The organism is Fodinicola acaciae, from assembly GCF_010993745.1.
GTDB lineage: Bacteria > Actinomycetota > Actinomycetes > Mycobacteriales > HKI-0501 > Fodinicola > Fodinicola acaciae.
The window spans coordinates 309,016-323,905 of the sequence record NZ_WOTN01000004.1 but is presented as its reverse complement, the minus strand read 5'-3'; the positions used below and the strand labels follow the sequence as shown (position 1 = coordinate 323,905).

General features: G+C 65.4%; 19 protein-coding genes and 1 tRNA gene. 7 read left to right on the top strand and 13 right to left on the bottom strand.

Annotated features, from left to right (window positions below; genetic code table 11):
• Both GNX95_RS36865 and GNX95_RS36860 read left to right on the top strand, forming a co-directional pair.
• Positions 1 to 432: a nucleoside deaminase gene (locus GNX95_RS36865; RefSeq protein WP_163513775.1), complete on the top strand. Its 432-nt coding sequence runs from the start codon at positions 1 to 3 to the stop codon at positions 430 to 432.
• Between the two features lie 18 nt (positions 433 to 450).
• Entirely contained in the window at positions 451 to 1,128 is a 678-nt protein-coding gene (locus GNX95_RS36860; protein WP_163512425.1) for an alpha/beta fold hydrolase, read from the top strand.
• Here the strand turns inward: GNX95_RS36860 and GNX95_RS36855 are convergent.
• Entirely contained in the window at positions 1,118 to 1,903 is a 786-nt protein-coding gene (locus GNX95_RS36855) for an HAD-IIA family hydrolase (RefSeq protein ID WP_163512424.1), read from the bottom strand. The two genes, GNX95_RS36860 and GNX95_RS36855, sit on opposite strands and share 11 nt — an antisense overlap.
• Positions 1,904 to 1,970: 67 nt before the next feature.
• Here GNX95_RS36855 and GNX95_RS36850 point away from each other — a divergent pair.
• Positions 1,971 to 2,060: transfer RNA gene (locus GNX95_RS36850), tRNA-Ser, on the top strand.
• Between the two features lie 83 nt (positions 2,061 to 2,143).
• Here the strand turns inward: GNX95_RS36850 and GNX95_RS36845 are convergent.
• The 10 genes from GNX95_RS36845 to GNX95_RS36800 all read right to left on the bottom strand — a co-directional run bounded on the left by GNX95_RS36845 (position 2,144) and on the right by GNX95_RS36800 (position 10,962).
• Positions 2,144 to 3,388 carry a tyrosine-type recombinase/integrase gene (locus tag GNX95_RS36845; RefSeq protein WP_163512423.1) on the bottom strand — a complete coding sequence of 415 codons (1,245 nt, stop codon included), beginning with the start codon at positions 3,386 to 3,388 and terminating at the stop codon, positions 2,144 to 2,146.
• 3 nt (positions 3,389 to 3,391) lie between these two features.
• Positions 3,392 to 3,613: an excisionase family DNA-binding protein gene (locus tag GNX95_RS36840; protein ID WP_163512422.1), complete on the bottom strand. Its 222-nt coding sequence runs from the start codon at positions 3,611 to 3,613 to the stop codon at positions 3,392 to 3,394.
• Positions 3,614 to 3,749: 136 nt separating this feature from the next.
• On the bottom strand, positions 3,750 to 4,874 hold the full coding sequence (locus GNX95_RS36835) for a DUF3631 domain-containing protein (RefSeq protein ID WP_222854231.1): 1,125 nt from the start codon (positions 4,872 to 4,874) through the stop codon (positions 3,750 to 3,752).
• A gap of 217 nt (positions 4,875 to 5,091) precedes the next feature.
• On the bottom strand, positions 5,092 to 5,988 hold the full coding sequence (locus GNX95_RS36830; protein ID WP_222854230.1) for a bifunctional DNA primase/polymerase: 897 nt from the start codon (positions 5,986 to 5,988) through the stop codon (positions 5,092 to 5,094).
• Between the two features lie 84 nt (positions 5,989 to 6,072).
• Positions 6,073 to 6,549, bottom strand: a complete 477-nt coding sequence (locus tag GNX95_RS36825) for a single-stranded DNA-binding protein (RefSeq protein WP_163512421.1) — start codon at positions 6,547 to 6,549, stop codon at positions 6,073 to 6,075.
• 47 nt (positions 6,550 to 6,596) lie between these two features.
• Entirely contained in the window at positions 6,597 to 6,968 is a 372-nt protein-coding gene (locus GNX95_RS36820) for a hypothetical protein (protein ID WP_222854229.1), read from the bottom strand.
• Between the two features lie 175 nt (positions 6,969 to 7,143).
• The gene (locus tag GNX95_RS36815) at positions 7,144 to 9,375 is read right to left on the bottom strand and encodes a cell division protein FtsK (protein WP_163512420.1); all 2,232 of its coding nucleotides are present in this window, start codon (positions 9,373 to 9,375) and stop codon (positions 7,144 to 7,146) included.
• Positions 9,376 to 9,452: 77 nt separating this feature from the next.
• Entirely contained in the window at positions 9,453 to 10,313 is an 861-nt protein-coding gene (locus tag GNX95_RS36810; protein WP_163512419.1) for an ABC transporter permease, read from the bottom strand.
• The gene (locus GNX95_RS36805; protein ID WP_163512418.1) at positions 10,310 to 10,519 is read right to left on the bottom strand and encodes a hypothetical protein; all 210 of its coding nucleotides are present in this window, start codon (positions 10,517 to 10,519) and stop codon (positions 10,310 to 10,312) included. Before GNX95_RS36805 ends, GNX95_RS36810 begins: the two co-directional genes overlap by 4 nt.
• Positions 10,519 to 10,962 carry a hypothetical protein gene (locus tag GNX95_RS36800; RefSeq protein WP_163512417.1) on the bottom strand — a complete coding sequence of 148 codons (444 nt, stop codon included), beginning with the start codon at positions 10,960 to 10,962 and terminating at the stop codon, positions 10,519 to 10,521. Before GNX95_RS36800 ends, GNX95_RS36805 begins: the two co-directional genes overlap by 1 nt.
• 155 nt (positions 10,963 to 11,117) lie before the next feature.
• Between GNX95_RS36800 and GNX95_RS36795 the strand changes: the two genes are divergently transcribed.
• Positions 11,118 to 11,720, top strand: coding sequence for a helix-turn-helix transcriptional regulator (locus GNX95_RS36795; protein WP_163513772.1), 603 nt, complete (start codon positions 11,118 to 11,120; stop codon positions 11,718 to 11,720).
• Positions 11,713 to 12,036, top strand: coding sequence for a divalent-cation tolerance protein CutA (cutA, locus tag GNX95_RS36790; protein WP_163512416.1), 324 nt, complete (start codon positions 11,713 to 11,715; stop codon positions 12,034 to 12,036). The genes GNX95_RS36795 and cutA overlap by 8 nt, the downstream gene beginning before the upstream one ends.
• 59 nt (positions 12,037 to 12,095) lie before the next feature.
• Here cutA and GNX95_RS36785 read toward each other — a convergent pair whose 3' ends face one another.
• Positions 12,096 to 12,326, bottom strand: coding sequence for a hypothetical protein (locus GNX95_RS36785; RefSeq protein ID WP_163512415.1), 231 nt, complete (start codon positions 12,324 to 12,326; stop codon positions 12,096 to 12,098).
• A 498-nt stretch (positions 12,327 to 12,824) separates the two neighbouring features.
• Entirely contained in the window at positions 12,825 to 13,079 is a 255-nt protein-coding gene (locus GNX95_RS36780) for a hypothetical protein (protein WP_163512414.1), read from the bottom strand.
• A gap of 336 nt (positions 13,080 to 13,415) precedes the next feature.
• Here GNX95_RS36780 and GNX95_RS36775 point away from each other — a divergent pair, with 336 nt between their 5' ends.
• Both GNX95_RS36775 and GNX95_RS36770 read left to right on the top strand, forming a co-directional pair.
• Positions 13,416 to 13,667, top strand: a complete 252-nt coding sequence (locus GNX95_RS36775) for a CopG family transcriptional regulator (protein WP_163512413.1) — start codon at positions 13,416 to 13,418, stop codon at positions 13,665 to 13,667.
• Positions 13,668 to 14,207: 540 nt separating this feature from the next.
• Positions 14,208 to 14,597 carry a hypothetical protein gene (locus GNX95_RS36770; RefSeq protein WP_163512412.1) on the top strand — a complete coding sequence of 130 codons (390 nt, stop codon included), beginning with the start codon at positions 14,208 to 14,210 and terminating at the stop codon, positions 14,595 to 14,597.
• The last annotated feature ends 293 nt before the right edge of the window (positions 14,598 to 14,890 follow it).

Below are 14,890 nucleotides of genomic sequence, written 5' to 3'. Positions count from 1 at the left end.
ATGCGGCGCGCGCTGGCGGCCGGCGCCGGCGCATCGGCCACCGGCGACGTACCGATCGGCGCGGTCGTCTTCGACGCGGCCGGCGCCGAGATCGCCTTTGCCGGCAACGAACGGGAAGCGACTGGTGATCCAACCGCACACGCCGAGATCGTCGCGATGCGGCGCGCTGCCGACGTGCTCGGCAGCTGGCGACTGGCCGGCTGCACGCTGGTCGTCACCCTCGAGCCATGCACGATGTGCGCCGGCGCGCTCGTACTCGCGCGGGTCGAGCGGCTGGTTTTCGGTGCCTGGGACCCGAAAGCAGGTGCGGTCGGGTCGCTCTTCGACGTCGTACGCGACCGCCGTCTCAACCACCGGCCCGAGGTGGTCGGCGGAGTCCTTGAGGCCGAATGTGCGGCCTCTCTGCGCGACTTTTTCCGCGACCACCGCTAAACGGCGTACTGTCATCTAGTGGTCGAGGTCATCAGGAGCGGCAAGCCGACGAACGCGACGCTGGTGTTGCTCCCCAGCCTCGGTTCCGGGCCCGAGATGTGGAATCTCGACGCCTTCACCCGGGATTTTCACGTGGTGGCACCGGAGTTGCCGGGGTTCGGCGGTTTCAGCGGGCGCGGTCCGTTTCGCTTCGACGACGCCGCGAGTTTCGTCGCCGACCTGATCGGCACCGACCGCGGTCCGGCTTTTGTCTGTGGCCTGTCGCTCGGCGCGATGGTGGCGCTGCAATTGGCCGTCGACCATCCTGACCGCGTACGCGGCCTGATCCTGGCCAGCGCCACCGCTCGGCCGAGCCCGGCCGCGTATCGGATGCGTACGGCTGTCATGCACGCCACTCCGACCCGCCGGCTCACCCGACCCGGCTATCCGCGCGCCGCGCTGATGGCCGGCTGGCGCGAGATCGGCACCGCCGACTTCCGTCCGCTGCTCGTCCGGGTCACCGCGCCGACGCTGGTGCTTGCCGGCGGCCGCGACCGCGCTGGCGTACGTGCTGGAAAGGCGCTCGCCTTCGGCATCCCCGGCGCGACCTTCCGCGTGCTGCCCAAGGCCGGCCCGCTGCTCCACCAACCCGACCCGACCGAGTTCGTCTCGGCCGTCACCGCCTTCTGCGAGGCGATCCCGGAGCCTAAGGTCTGACCTCGTCGATGAGGTCGGCGATCGAGGCGATCACCCGGGACGGCCGATAGGGAAAGCGTTCCACCTCCGCTTTCGCGGTGACGCCGGTGAGCACCAGGATCGTCTCCAGGCCCGCCTCGATGCCGGCGATCACGTCGGTGTCCATCCGGTCGCCGATCATCGCGGTCGTCTCGCTGTGGCCCTGCACGGTGTTGAGCGCGCTGCGCATCATCAGCGGGTTGGGCTTGCCGACGAAGTACGGCTCGACACGGGTCGCCTTGGTGATCAGCGCGGCGACCGAGCCGGTGGCGGGCAGTGAGCCCTCGTTGGACGGCCCGATCGGATCGGGGTTGGTCGCGATGAACCGCGCCCCGTTGTCGATCAGGCGGATGGCCTGGGTGATGGACGAGAAGCTGTATGTCCGCGTCTCGCCGAGCACGACGTAGTCCGGGTCGGTGTCGGTCAGCACGTACCCGATCTCGTGCAGGGCGGTCGTGAGCCCCGCCTCACCGATCACGAACGCCGTACCATTCGGCCGCTGTGTGTCCAGAAACTGCGCCGTCGCCAGCGCCGACGTGTAGATGTTGTCCGCCGGCACGTCCAGGCCGGACCGCTGCAGCCTGGCGTGCAGATCGCGCGGCGTGTAGATCGAGTTGTTCGTCAGCACCAGGAAACGCCGCTCGGTCTCCCTCAACAGCCGCAAAAACTCGCCGGCACCCGGCACGGCGACGCCTTCGTGGACGAGCACGCCGTCCATGTCGGTGAGCCAGCATTCGGTCGGACCGCGGTCAGCCATGCCGCCATGATCCCAGCACCGGCCCCTGTCTGCAGTCGAGGCCATGCCGCTCGGTATCATTCTTGGCGGTGGTGTGTCCGAGCGGCCGAAGGAGCACGCCTCGAAAGCGTGTGAGGGTTCACGCCCTCCGTGGGTTCAAATCCCACCACCACCGCCACTGACCAGCACAAACGCCGGTCACCTCCCAACGGGGGTGACCGGCGTTTTGCCGTTCCGTCTCAGTTTTCGTCTCATTTGCCTCTACGAGGCTCGCTCCGTCTCAGTTCCGGGGCTCTCGCCCACGCTCCAGAGCATCGCGCCGACCCGCCGTGCGATGTCCTGTCGGACTGGCGCGGTGATGTGCTGGTAGCGCTTCGCCATGCCGGAATCCGACCAGCCCATGATCCCCATCACGGCCCGGTCGGATACGCCGAGGATGAGAAGTACGGTCGCGGCCGTGTGCCTCGCATCATGCAGCCGCGCGTCACGCAGACCGGCTCTCGCGACCAGCCGCTTCCAGTCCGACCAGTCGGTGCGCGGATTCAGCGGGCCGCCGGTCGGCGTGGCGAACAACCAACCTCCCTCAGTCCACAGCTGGCCTGCCTTGGCCCGTTCTGCTTCCTGCTCCGCGCGATGGGTACGCAGAAGGGCTATCAACGCGTCCGGCAGGCCCATGCTCCGGCGACCCGCGCGCGACTTCGTATCAGCCGTCTCCGTTCGGAGCGGCCGACGATCGGGACAGTAGCCGCCGAACTTCTTGCCGCACGGCGTGACGCATCCGTGCTTCCAGCGGGGACGCTGTCGAGCGCGCCGTACCACCAACGTCCCCGTTTCCAGGTCGACATCCGACCACTTCAAACCGAGCGCTTCGCCCTGGCGCAGGCCGAGAGCCAGCGCCACGGCCCACCGAGCGCTGTTCCGGTCGCGGCCGGCCGCCTCAAGCAGGCGTTTCACTTCATCAACCGAGTACGGCTCGACTTCAACGTCACCTGGCCGGGGTGCCTTGGCGAGAGTCGCGACATTGCGCGTGACGTGTCCACGCCGCATCGCCTCGTTCAACGCCGTACGAATCGTTCGATGCGCCTGGTGTGCCGTACCGGCCGCGCTGCCGTTCCTCATCATGCGCGCGTACAACTTTTCAAGGTGCTCCGGCTCCAGCTTCGCGAGTCGGTGCGCGCCGATTCCCGGAATCAAATGGATGTTCACAGCCACGCGATATCCGGCCAGCGTGTTTTCGCGGACGTGCGTTGCCGCGATTGTCTCCACCCAGTGCGTTAACCATTCTGCGACCGTCCACAGCTTTCCAGGCTTACGTACGCGGCCGGCGTCGCGCTCTTTCTCCAGCTGGCGTACAGCCTTGATGACCGATGCCTGAGTTTTGCGCTCGATATGCCGCCGGTCAGGCTTTCCGTTGTCCTTCACACCGACCGTGACGCGGCCGTGCCAATTGCCATTCTTGCCGAGGTAAATGCTTGAACTGCCATTCGGGCGACGGGTGTTTGCCATCGATCACGCCACCTTTCCAGCGGCGTTGCTCATGATGCCGCGCATGCGATCGACGTAGGAATGGAGAGCGTCGTTGGGGATGCGGCGAAGCCGGCCGATGCTCACTGACTCCACTTCGCCGCTCTTGACGAGCGCGTACATCAGCGTGCGGCCGATGCCAAGCTGTTCGGCTGCCTCCTCGACGGTGAGGACGATCCGACGACCGGTCTGCTGCTCGGAAAACATGTGTCATCTCCCGCTGATGAGTAGTCGATCTGGCGATGTCTGAGGGGATGTGCCGTCCAAGCCGTCCCAGGGTCGTTTCCGCAGGTCAGCCCTGGGACGGCTTGTTTTGCTGGGACGGCTTAGCCGTCCCACGGTTTTAAGGCGTCCCAGCCCTGACCTGCGAAAATGATGCTGGGACGGCTTGGACGGCGTCCCCTCCGGAAGTGGCATCCGGAACAGCTGCGAGCGCGCGGGGGCAGTACCGTTTCCAGGCGTCGTTGAAGTCGACGCGCTGATAGCCCTTGGCCTGTTTTCCGTCCGGGAACCGGATGTTGCCGGACCGAATCTCGTACTCGCGCAGGATGTTTCCCAACCGCATCGCGGTCAGGCCGTTCGGCCCGTACTCGCTCCATGGCGCTTCTGGGTTGGCTTTGAGCCGATCCAGCAGTGCGGCCGTGGAAAGCGCCGTGTCGACGCCAAAAGCGGTACGACAATCGGCCAGCAGCCGCACCCTGTCAGAGACCTGGCCGTCGTCGCTGGCCTGCTGCGTGAGCGTCTTGGCGGCCGTACGGGCACGCTCCGGCCAGTCCCCTCCGGCGTGGTCGGCGACGATCACCAGCGGTTCCCAGGTGTCAGCGGCGCGGTCTTCGATCGGCATTTCTGGCTCAATGCGTTCAAGGGCTTTCAGGTCGGCCCGCAGCCAGTTGGTCAGTTTGGTCGCGAACGCGCGCAGCGGCTGGCGGTCGCGCTTGTACCGGAAGGTCGCCACGTCCTCACCGGCCGCGCGGCGGCGCATCCGCACGATGATGGCGCGGTCTTCGATGGTGTCGGGCATCTGGCCGATGCCAGCGAGCGCGGCCATCGCGAACGTTTCCAGGTGCTGCACGCTATTGGTCGCAGCGTCGTACCGCACGGCCGGCCGATTGCGCTGATGACCAGCGTTGAGCAGGCCCCGCAAGTCTTCGTTTCCCTCAGCCTTGGCACCGAAAATCGTGTCAGCCTCATCGACCAGGATGACCGGCGGATCAACGCTCACGGACCGATAAACAGCAGCGGCGGACGCGTTGACGGTCAGCAGCGGGTCGCGGCTCAGGGCCTCGACGACATCGAGCAGCCGGGACTTTCCGCAGCGCCGTTCCGGGCCACGGATGACAAGCCGCGGGGCGTGAGCCCAGGCCGGTTGAGCGTGCGTTGCGGCGATCCACAGTGTGACGGCATCGGTGGTCGCCGGACTCGGCATCACTACGTACCGGGTGACGGCCGTACGAATGGCGTCGAGCATTTCGACGCCGGTCGTTGTCTTGGTCATGCGGTGATCTCCCGCCGTTCGGTTAGGTCGCTGGTGATTTGCTCGGCGCAGGTCTTGTGTGCCGGCCGGCCGGTGTCGTCGCGGCAGAACGCCGGTCGTCCGCAATGCCAGCAGGGCAACGTCCGTCCGCCTCCCCAGTGGCTGCGGTCGCGCCAATCCAGACCGCTCGCGCGTTTGCAGCTGGCCCTGGTCATGCCGCTGCCGTCTCGTCGCGGAATCCGCCGGCGATCGCCGCGCAGATCTCCCGCTCGGACTGCTCGACTTCCCGGCCTACCTTGGTCAGCGCGGCCACGGCGTCGGTATGGCTGATCGCTCCGGCCGCGACCATCCGGGCCACGCCACGCGCGGCGCCATAGAGCGTCGTACGGCGTTTGCCAACCGGTGCGCGGCGCACGGCGTCCAGGTGGCTGTCCAGCAGCCTGCCGGGGTAAGAGATGCCCCCCGCCGCAACGGTGCGCACCGCGACATCTGAGGCGGCATTCAGTGTCGGTTCTGGCCGCTGCTGGCTCAGGCACGCGGAGATCAGCGGCGGGGGCATCTCCTCTACCGCGCGACCGTCCGTCACCCAGGTGTATGACCGGCCGGTCCGTCGATTCGTGGACGGCGGAGCCACGACGTAGCCGCCATCGGCTTTGATGTCGATGCCGGGATATCCAGGCAGCGGCCGGGACAGCACTGGCTGTCCGGGGTGGCGGTAGTACAGGTGGTGGCCGCCGGTTCCGGTGATCACGCGCGCGGTCGGTGTGGCCAGGCCGGTATCGATCAGCCGCGTGAGGCTGGCCATGCCGCCGTGTGCGGGGTCCACGTCGACCACCACCAGGCCGGCGCGGGTGCCGGTCCGTACGGCCAGCTGGCCGCCGGGTACGGCGCGCACGATGGCGGCAATCGTGGCCGGGTTGACGGTGGCGGCGTAGAAGCCGTGACAGGTCAGGCAGTCGCAGTGCTCCGGGTCGTGCCCGTCGGTGGCGCCGGGCCGGCAGTCCGGGCAGTTGGCGACGGGTCGCTTGGACCGGCCGAGCATGAAAACCGGCCAGCCGCGCGCGGCCAGCTCCCAGCCGGCGACGGTGAGGTCAAGCGGGGTAATCACGGTCGTCTCCTCCTGGTCGTGGTGATCGAGGGGGATGAGCTGGCGCGCCGAGACGGGTCCGGCGCGCCAGCCGGAAAGGGGGGTTTAGAACGGTGGCTCTTCGCTGTAGCCGCTGGCCTTAGCCCGCGCGGCTGAAGCGGCCGGAGCGGTCCATGGGTCGGACTCAGCGCCGTTGCGCGCGGTGTTTCCGTTGCTGCGTGCGGCTTTGGTGACCTTGACCGTGGCCCACTTCAGCGCGGGGCCGATCTCGCGTACGTCGACCTCAACGACCGTGCGCTTGTCGCCTTCGGTCGTTTCGTAGCTGCGCTGGCGCAGTTGGCCGACGACGATGACGCGCTGGCCGCGTGCGAGGGATTCGGTGACGTGCTCGGCGTAGTCGCGCCAGATCGAGCAGCGCAGGAAGGTCGCGTCCCCGTCCTCCCACTGGCCGCTTTCCTTGTTGTAGCGGCGATCGTTGGACGCGACGGTGAAGTTGGCGACTGCGATGCCGCTGGTGGTGAACCGCTGTTCGGGGTCGCCGGTCAGGGTGCCGACGATGGTGATCTCGGGAAGTCCAGGCATGACAGGGTGTCCTTTCAGGACGGTTGGAACGAGATGGGTGGACGGGGTTAGAGCTGGCGTTCGCGGCGGTCGTCGTGCCGCCGCGCGGCGCGGTAGTTGGCCAGTAGCCGGTTGATCAGGTACCGGCCGGCGCGCAGTTGCAGGCCGCTGCCGTCGCAGCGCGGGCAGGTCCGGAAGGCTTTGCCGAACAGGCCGGGTGCTTTGCGTTTGCCGGTGCCGCCGCATCCTCGGCAGTTGCCGAACGGCCAGAGCCAGCAGCCCAGCAGGTACACCGGCACCCACACCAGCAGCGCCAGCAGCAGCCATGGCAGCGCTTGGCCGAGCAGCTGGCCGAGCAATGCGTACAGACCGTCAACGACCGGCGGATGGTTACCGGGTGTAGCGGCGGTCAGGGTGGCGGTAGCGGCGAGGTGGACCATCGGGGTGCCTCCAGGGACTGTTTTTTGGGCGCGGAAGGGGTGACCCGCTACCCGCTACCTGCGGAAATACGGGCTGATCAGGTGGGTTGGGGGAGGTAGCGGGGGCCGGTAGCGCTGCCGCTACCGGTAGCGGCCCGGCCGCTACCTCACCGACTTCTAGAGCCTCGCTGAACGGTTACACTCCGTTGCCGTCGCGGCGAGCGATGGCGGTCTTGATGTCGACGGCCTTGGCGCCTTTGCGTACCTGGCCGTCGCGGTTGACGTTCACCGATGGCACGCCGAGGGAGCGCAGCTGCGCGGAGATACTGTCCGGCGTGGTGTCGGCGTACTGCTCGGGCATCTGCTCGGCCAGCCGGCCGGCGATGGTCTGCCAGTGCAGCCGCTCATCCGCCAGGAACACCAGCAGCACGTCGGCCAGCACGTCCCGCGTCGTGCGGGCCATGTCCTCCCCGGCGGCCATGCCGGACAGGGTGCCGACCCGTTCGCGGTGCGCGCGAGCGGCGGTCAGGATCTTCTCCGCGTCGCCGTGGTCGGCCAGGAAGGTGCGGGTGGTGGGAGTGTCGTCCGTGGCGCCGTACATGTAACCCAGGCCCCGAAACCGGTCTCCGACTGGCAGGGAGGATGCGTCGAAGCCTTCGGAGTAGGCGTCTCCGCCAAGCACTGCCTCAGAGACGGTGCGGTTGCCGCAGCGCAGCGCGAACCGCACGGCGTGGTTGTCGCGGTAGCGGTTGAACAGCCGCTGCACGTCGCCAGCGCCGACGCCGGAGGGTTTTTGGGAGCTGGAAAGGATAATCACGCCAGCGGACGGCCCGACCGCCTGAATCCGCGACAGCTTCGCCGCGATTTCCTTGTTCACGGCCTGGTCCTCGGTCTCGAAATAGACCTGGAATTCCTCCATGACGATCAGCCACACCCGTAGATCGGGGAAGCGCGGGTCCCGCGCCAGCTGCTCCGTGAGCTTGCCCTCGGGGCACAGGTCCACCGGCAGGGTCTTGAGTACTTCGTTGACCCGCTCGATGTGCGCCAGGATCTCGTCCAGCGCGGCCAACAGGTTGCCGATCGGGTCGGAATCGTTGCTGTTGGGGACGGCACCGAAGATGATGCGGTGTGCGACCAGCCGGAACTTGAGCCAGTCTGGGGAGTTTTTCCCGTCGACGATGACAAGTTTCACCCACGGGTCAGCCGCGCCGTGCAAGGCGAGCAGCCGCGCGGCGAACGTCTTGCCTTTACGCGGTTGTGCACCGACTAGGACGGAGATCCATAGCAGCGACAGGGTGACGAGCTGGTCTCGCTCGTCTTTGCCGAATCGGACCGGCCGCCAGATGTTGCGCGGCTTCAGGTCCAACAGGTCCGTCTTGCCGGCCGGGATGGCCAGCGGGTCCCGGTCGGCGACAAACAGTGTGTGCCGGCGGCTGCTGGTCTCGTCACGGGTCAGGTAGACCTGGTTGATGTGCACGTCCAGCCCGGACGCGATTTTCTCTTTGGCGGTCACGACATCGGACCAGCCTTTGCCGTACGGGAGGTCAACGACGACCTGAGATCCGACGCCGCGCGCGTCGCGGGTCATCTGCGCACCGAACTGGACCTGCTGGCCGGGCTTGTCCGGGTGCCCGAGCCCGGCCGCGTAGTAGGCACGCAGCACAATGTCCAGGTTGAGCTTGCGGAACCGTGGCGCGATGACCGCGTGCGAGATGATCGGCTTGTGCGCCGGCCGGCCCAAGTGCGCCAGTCCGCCGAGCGCGACCGCGCCGACACCTGCGAGCAGCCACCACGGCGCCATATTCCACAGCAGCGGACCAAAAACAGCCGCGCCTACGCACTCGCAGAAGATCACGAACCCGCGCCAGCGGCGCGTCACTTTCGCTTCTTCCAGCAGCCGCGCGTACACCTTGGCCGCTTCCTGCGGGTCGCGGTGCGCGTTGTCGGCGACCGCGCGCCGGACTGGGGTCTGTTCGGCCAGCCACCACCACCGCAGCTGACGATCCACCAGGCGGAGCGCGCCGATTCCGCCGAACAGTACGGTTTTCGCGCCGTACCAAGGCAACCGCACCGCATGGAAACCCGCGATGTGCAGCCATCGCCGCGCGACGCGCGTCAGAGTCCGGCGAATGTTGGCCGGCCGGAACGCGGCCGGAATGATCGCCTCCCGCTGCTCCTCATCCGGAAGCGCCACCGTGAAATGCCGGTCCGCCTTGGCCAGCTGCGACGCGGACTCGGGGTCATCCTCGTCCAGGTCCACGTCATAGGAGGAGTCGAACCGGTCGGCGTCGGCGCTGGCCTTGCGCAGCGGTACGACGTTGGTGCCGCTGCCGGTTTCGGTGTTGTCACTGGCGTTTAGCTGCGCCAGCTCCGCGTCCCAGTCCGTGCCGGCCGGGTCGTTGTTGTTGTCAGTCGGTTCAATGGACATGATGTGCACTACCTCCCTTGGGGGTGGCCGGAGCGCGGCCCGGTTTCCTAGGCCAGGTGGCCGCGCTCCGGGCGAATTCAAGAGCCGGACGAATCAGCGCTGGAGTCGGTACGGAGCAGGTGCGCGAGAGCAGCCCCCATGCCGAGCACGGCAACCGGCAGGCAGGCAACGGCGGTGGTGATCCACCACGGCGCAGTCGTGATGCCGGCCGCGCTCATCAGGTGGTAGGCGATCTGGCCGAGCGCGCCGAGAATCAGCGCGCCGATCGCGGACACCTTCGCGAATGTCCGGGCCGTGGTCGGCGCTGTGGTGGTGAGCCAGGCACGCAGCGCGTACGCGGCGTAGGTCTCCACGCCGATCGGCAGCGTGATCGCGGTATTGATCGAGAACCCGTCGAGGATCCCGGGAAGCGGATGCACCACCCCGAACCCGGTCAGCGCGCCGAGTCCGACCCACCCCGACCAGATCGCCACGAACGCCGGAGCGGCCAGGAGCAGCACCGGCCACGTCTTGACAGACTTCTGCGGCTTCGACGCCGGTTTAGGCTGCTCAGCCGTACCCGGGTCTACGGACGTCGCCACCTGCGGCGACTCCGGCTTGACCACATCGGCGGAAAGAGGAGCGGTGCCGGCCGTGGTTTCGGCGATGAACTCGGTCTGCTCGCGGGTCTGCTGGCCGCTGTCGCCGGTTGCCTCAGCAGGCACGACGGCCGGTCGGTTCGGAGAAGTAGCCGCGGGGATGTTGTCGGTCTGATCGGACGGAGCGGTCAGCGCGTCCAGTACGGCGCGTGCCTTGGGTGCGCCGATTCGCAGCTCGGTCATAAGCCGGTTCCGTGAAGGGACCTCTCCGAGCTTGGCCGTCAGCTTGCGCGCCTTGGGAAGCAGCGCCTCGACAGGTGGTGGGTACGCCTTAGGCCGTTCGGTGGTCGTCGTGGTCATCGCACAGGCTCCGTTTCGCGGTTGCTCGCCTGCTCGGCCGCTTCGCGCTCGGCGTACGCGGCGATGGCGAGATACAGGTATGGATGGCGGTAGCGGCGCGTCCAGCGACCCAGCCGGATCACCTGGAAACCGGCCGACTGCTGCCGCGCGTCATGCCGATCCCAGATCGCCGCCTCGATCCAGTCGACCAGCTCGGCGAGCGACATCAGGCCACCTCAGCCAGAGCGCCACGCGCGGCGGTGGCATCGGCCAGGGCGAGTGCCTGCCGGACAAGTTCAGAGTTGATGTGCAGCCGGCGAGCAATCTGGTAGTTCGTCAGCCCAACGCAGTCGCGAAGCTGGACGGCGGCAATCGACCGCTCAACGCGAGTCAGCCGCACCTGCTCACCACGGCACGCACGCTCAACGGCGATCTCATCCACCACATCGATGTCGCGGCCCTGTTGCCGGGTCAGGCCGTACTCGACTACGACCCGTTCGTCATCGCGAATCGCGCGCTCCCAGCAGGCACCGCACGCAACCGCGCCGACTCCACCAGTCCAGCCGGAGACGCCTGGCCGGTTGTGTGCTCGGCAGTGCCGGTTTGCGATTCGTGCGAGGGGATGTGACCAGCCGAGATAGCCGTGTCCACCGGTCCGGTTCTCCGTCATGTCGCTACTCCTCGTCGCCCTAATAGTCCCCATCGGGGGACGCTTACGTCCTCTACCCTGAGGGGCGAACTCGTCCTTGTCAAGGACTTCTTAGTCCTCTCGGGGACGGGGAGGTCCCCAGGGGGACCAGAACGTCCTAGGATGTAGGGGTGGAGATGCACGAAGTCCTGAAGCAGCGGCGGGCCGAACTCGGCCTGTCGCAGGCTGAACTGGCCGCTATGGCTGGCGTCGACAAGCGCCAGATCCGCAGGTACGAGGCGGGAGAGCAGCAGCCGCTGCTCTCGGTCGCGCTCGCCATCGCGAACGCGCTGCAAATCTCGGTCGGTGAGCTGGCCGGAGTGCCGACGCACGCCGTCAATCTGTCCGGCGACTGGTGGTCGTCGTGGCAGACATTCCGCGACGGCGAGGAGCGCATCGCGCTCCAGGAAGTCCAGTTTCGCCAGCAGGCCGAGCTAATCCAGATGCAGGCCATCAGCCACGGCTTAAAAGCAGACGAGGGTGGCGGGTACCTGTGGCGCGGCGAATTGCGCCTCTGGAACAACGACGTGCTGATGGGTTGGTACGCCGCGACGAACGAAGCCACCCGCTCAAAAGGGGTGCTTTTCTTCGCCCTCAACGGCAAGGGCTCGGCGATGCGCGGGCGTTGGCTCGGCGAGAGTTTCGACGGGAAGATCGTCAGTGGATGGGGTGGCATGGCCCGCACGGGGGAGGAAGCGACCGAGATAATCGAGCAGCTGAAGGCGGAATCCGATGGCTGACGAGCCAGTCTGCCGTGTCACGATCACAGCGCCGGATGCGGATTGGCTACTGGAATTCTCCGGCCAGCTGGTCTCTGACCGCCTGGCGGCCGGCGCACACAACATCACGCCGATCCGCGCGGTTCACCGCTGGGACGACCAGATAAACGACAAGCCGGAAGCGATGCTCATCTGCCACACCAAAATGAGCCTCGTTGACGAAATCGTGCAGCGCGTCAACGACCAGCACCCATACGTAGTCCCGTGCGTCATCGCGCACGTCATCGACGCGGGCAATCCGCCGTACCTCCAGTGGATTCGCGACGAGACACGGTAAACGCAAAATGCCCCGCCTCCGGCCACGATGGCCGGAGGCGGGGCATTTCGTTAATGAGATCAGGCGCGGCGATGCCGGCCGAGCGCTGGATATTCTTCCTCGTCGACGTTTAGCTGAAACTCGATATCGATCATGTCAACGATCATCTGCATAGCCAGCGCCTTGCCCGCTAGATGATCAACCCGCCGCTGATCGGCACTGATCCGGGCAGTGTGCAGCTCCCGCGTGGCATCAAGCCGCGCCTGTACGACCTGCCGGCGCAGCGATAGCACCTGCCTGACCTCGATCACCGACCCACCACCACATACGTCTTGTGGCCCGTGCCGACGCGGTCCGTACCACGGGGAGATGGTCGGGACCGGCGATTATCCAGCGATCGGGGATCGACTCCCGCAGCGCGCAATACTGCGTCGGCATTAGCCCGCACGTCGCACGGCCACGAATCATCGCAAGATCGGCACCAGGCGCCATCGCGTCGGGCAACGGGCTGATGCTCACGGGCATGCTCTCGCGCAGTCTGCGCCAGCACCGAGTCAACGCGTACGACGACCACGCCGGAGACCTCCAAGAGAAAGTGAGGCCCCAGCCCAGCTATCTGCGGTGACGATGGGGATCGGGGAACCCGCAGATGGCCGGACTGAAGCCGATGAAAGGCCGGACGAGCCCAGGAGATATGTGCTCCACCGCACTCCCTCACCCAGGCGGTAGAAGCCTGCAACCGGACCCATCCGGCCAGCTTTACTTTGTCACTGCTGGAAAATTCGACGGCGGTCTAGCGGCGGCCCAGTCTACGAGTTGCGCGCTTTCCAACCGGCCCTTGCTGCCTCGCCGTTGGATATCCACTTAGTCGTGCTCTTGTGCTCGCCATCGACGTACAGGCCGAGTGCATGCAGATGCTGCGCGCAGAACTTGCACATCGAAATCAGATGCTTGACTTCGATCTCGTCATCCAGCCGCAAGCCATCGGGAACGATGTAGATCTTGCCCGCTTCGTGGTCGTGCTCCCTCCGGCGAGCATAAAGAAGTGCCTCCCGAATGCTCATAAATCGCTGTCCTTTCGATCGCCCAATCACCCTCTGCGACTGGCGCCAGCATATGGGACGAACACGTCCCGGGGAGAGGACTATTAAGACACCGGTAATCACGGCGGGTGGAAACCCCTAGCGCCCTGCAGTCCAAGCAGTCGAGCTGGCCGGCAAGGGGCGGCGTATCGAGAGGGCGTGCCGCATGCATGATGCGGGTTTCTGGTGTACTTTAGGTGTGTCGAGGAGGTGATGATGGTGTGTGGTCAAGAGGCGACCTTCGCTGAGGCGTTGGTCGGATCTGCGCGGTACGCCACCGCCAGGGGGCCGCCGGCTGATCGTCTGGATCACCGACAGGTGCTGCTTGAGGAGAAGCAAATGAATAATGATAGGCAGGAGGGCAAGGGGGTCCGCCTTTCTGTAAATCTGTCTGCGGAGGCCGCCGAAGCGATACGCACGATCACAAGTCGCCGAGGGGTAACGCTGACCGAGGCGTTGCGCCGGGCCATCTCGACTCAGAAATATATCGATGATGCCGCGCAGCGTGGAGCGAGAATACTAATCGAGGAGCCAGACAAAACTCTAAAGGAATTAATCTTTCCTCTTTAAGTTTGCCGACTGGCTAACTAACGTTCTTTGATAACCAAATCGTTCTGAATGTCAGAGATCGCCCTTCATTTCGTGCTGCTCAAATCTTGTAATGAAGGAGGTGAATTGTGTAGTGGCTTTTGGCTTTCCGATCGGTCCGCCGATCGGATTGGTAATCCCGTATGACGAATATTGCGTCGCCGGTTACCAGTCGATTTTGGTTCAGGCGAGGTATGGCAACGAGGCTTGGGTTCCACATCGTCTGGTCTATCCCAGGCCGCACTGACCACGCGGGGGAGTGTGGCTACACCGAAAGAAGGTCGGTGTCGATTGAGCTTCTCCGGTCGACATTGATTAGTTAACCCACGGAGAGACGCAACCGTACAGGAGTGAGTTGTTAGACCTCTGAGGAGGCAACATCCTTATGGGAGTTATTTCAAGCCCTCGTAGTCGTAGTCGCTAAAGGGAGGTCCACTTGAATATACAGCGCGCACCGCCTTAGATATCCCTAGCACATTTTGGTTTGTTGATTGATTTGTCATCGGACAAAGCGAGTGCGAAATGTCACTGCATTCAGACGAGGAGATGGAAGAAGGGCTCTGTCTCCCGGACGAGATCATTCTTCGCGTTGGGTCAGATGAGTCTGCTTCCGGCTCTGATTCCAGCGAGAAAACGGCAACTGATGTCGGCGGGAAGCTTTCGGCCGATGAACCCATGACTCCAGGACTGCTGCAACCGTCGGAGCGTGAGCTTCGAGAACGGACGCGGGGTCGGCTAGTACGTTTGCTGATTGGGTACCTCGGTGCCTGGGGCCTCGCGGCGCTACTGGCGTTGGCTTTTCACGCCATAGGTATTGACGAACTCGGCAAATTGCTTGACGTTTTCGTCGTGCCGATATTGCCGGCGGTCGGACTCGTGGTGGGCTTCTACTTCGGACGCCACTCCGCTTAAGCAATTACATTAGCAATTGTTCAACTGTGTAAGGCGAGAGCGTCTGATTCCATAGGTACGGTATGGAATCAGATGCTCTCGCCTTGCTTGTCGCTGGTACTCATGCGGCGCGGAGTATGGCAATCTGACCGACGCTGCACCGCAGGTGAGATTCCAGTACCGGCAGTTCGGCTATCGTCTCAGTTTTCGTCTCATTCAGGGTTGTACGGAGCCGTCCGCAGACGTTCAGCGCAACGTGTTTGCGCAGCTTATGGACAGTGCCGGTTGTCGCTGGACGCGTGGTCGCAGACCTC

Bases quoted from the DNA above. Each gene is read 5' to 3' on its own strand.
- GNX95_RS36865 (WP_163513775.1), top strand. From the start codon at position 1: ATGCGGCGCGCGCTGGCGGCCGGCGCCGGCGCATCGGCCACCGGCGAC.
- GNX95_RS36855 (WP_163512424.1), bottom strand. From the start codon at position 1,903: ATGGCTGACCGCGGTCCGACCGAATGCTGGCTCACCGACATGGACGGC.
- GNX95_RS36845 (WP_163512423.1), bottom strand. From the start codon at position 3,388: ATGGCAAACACCCGTCGCCCGAATGGCAGTTCAAGCATTTACCTCGGC.
- GNX95_RS36840 (WP_163512422.1), bottom strand. From the start codon at position 3,613: ATGTTTTCCGAGCAGCAGACCGGTCGTCGGATCGTCCTCACCGTCGAG.
- GNX95_RS36835 (WP_222854231.1), bottom strand. From the start codon at position 4,874: ATGCTCGACGCCATTCGTACGGCCGTCACCCGGTACGTAGTGATGCCG.
- GNX95_RS36825 (WP_163512421.1), bottom strand. From the start codon at position 6,549: ATGCCTGGACTTCCCGAGATCACCATCGTCGGCACCCTGACCGGCGAC.
- GNX95_RS36820 (WP_222854229.1), bottom strand. From the start codon at position 6,968: ATGGTCCACCTCGCCGCTACCGCCACCCTGACCGCCGCTACACCCGGT.
- GNX95_RS36815 (WP_163512420.1), bottom strand. From the start codon at position 9,375: ATGTCCATTGAACCGACTGACAACAACAACGACCCGGCCGGCACGGAC.
- GNX95_RS36810 (WP_163512419.1), bottom strand. From the start codon at position 10,313: ATGACCACGACGACCACCGAACGGCCTAAGGCGTACCCACCACCTGTC.
- GNX95_RS36805 (WP_163512418.1), bottom strand. From the start codon at position 10,519: ATGTCGCTCGCCGAGCTGGTCGACTGGATCGAGGCGGCGATCTGGGAT.
- GNX95_RS36800 (WP_163512417.1), bottom strand. From the start codon at position 10,962: ATGACGGAGAACCGGACCGGTGGACACGGCTATCTCGGCTGGTCACAT.
- GNX95_RS36795 (WP_163513772.1), top strand. From the start codon at position 11,118: ATGCACGAAGTCCTGAAGCAGCGGCGGGCCGAACTCGGCCTGTCGCAG.
- cutA (WP_163512416.1), top strand. From the start codon at position 11,713: ATGGCTGACGAGCCAGTCTGCCGTGTCACGATCACAGCGCCGGATGCG.
- GNX95_RS36780 (WP_163512414.1), bottom strand. From the start codon at position 13,079: ATGAGCATTCGGGAGGCACTTCTTTATGCTCGCCGGAGGGAGCACGAC.
- GNX95_RS36770 (WP_163512412.1), top strand. From the start codon at position 14,208: ATGTCACTGCATTCAGACGAGGAGATGGAAGAAGGGCTCTGTCTCCCG.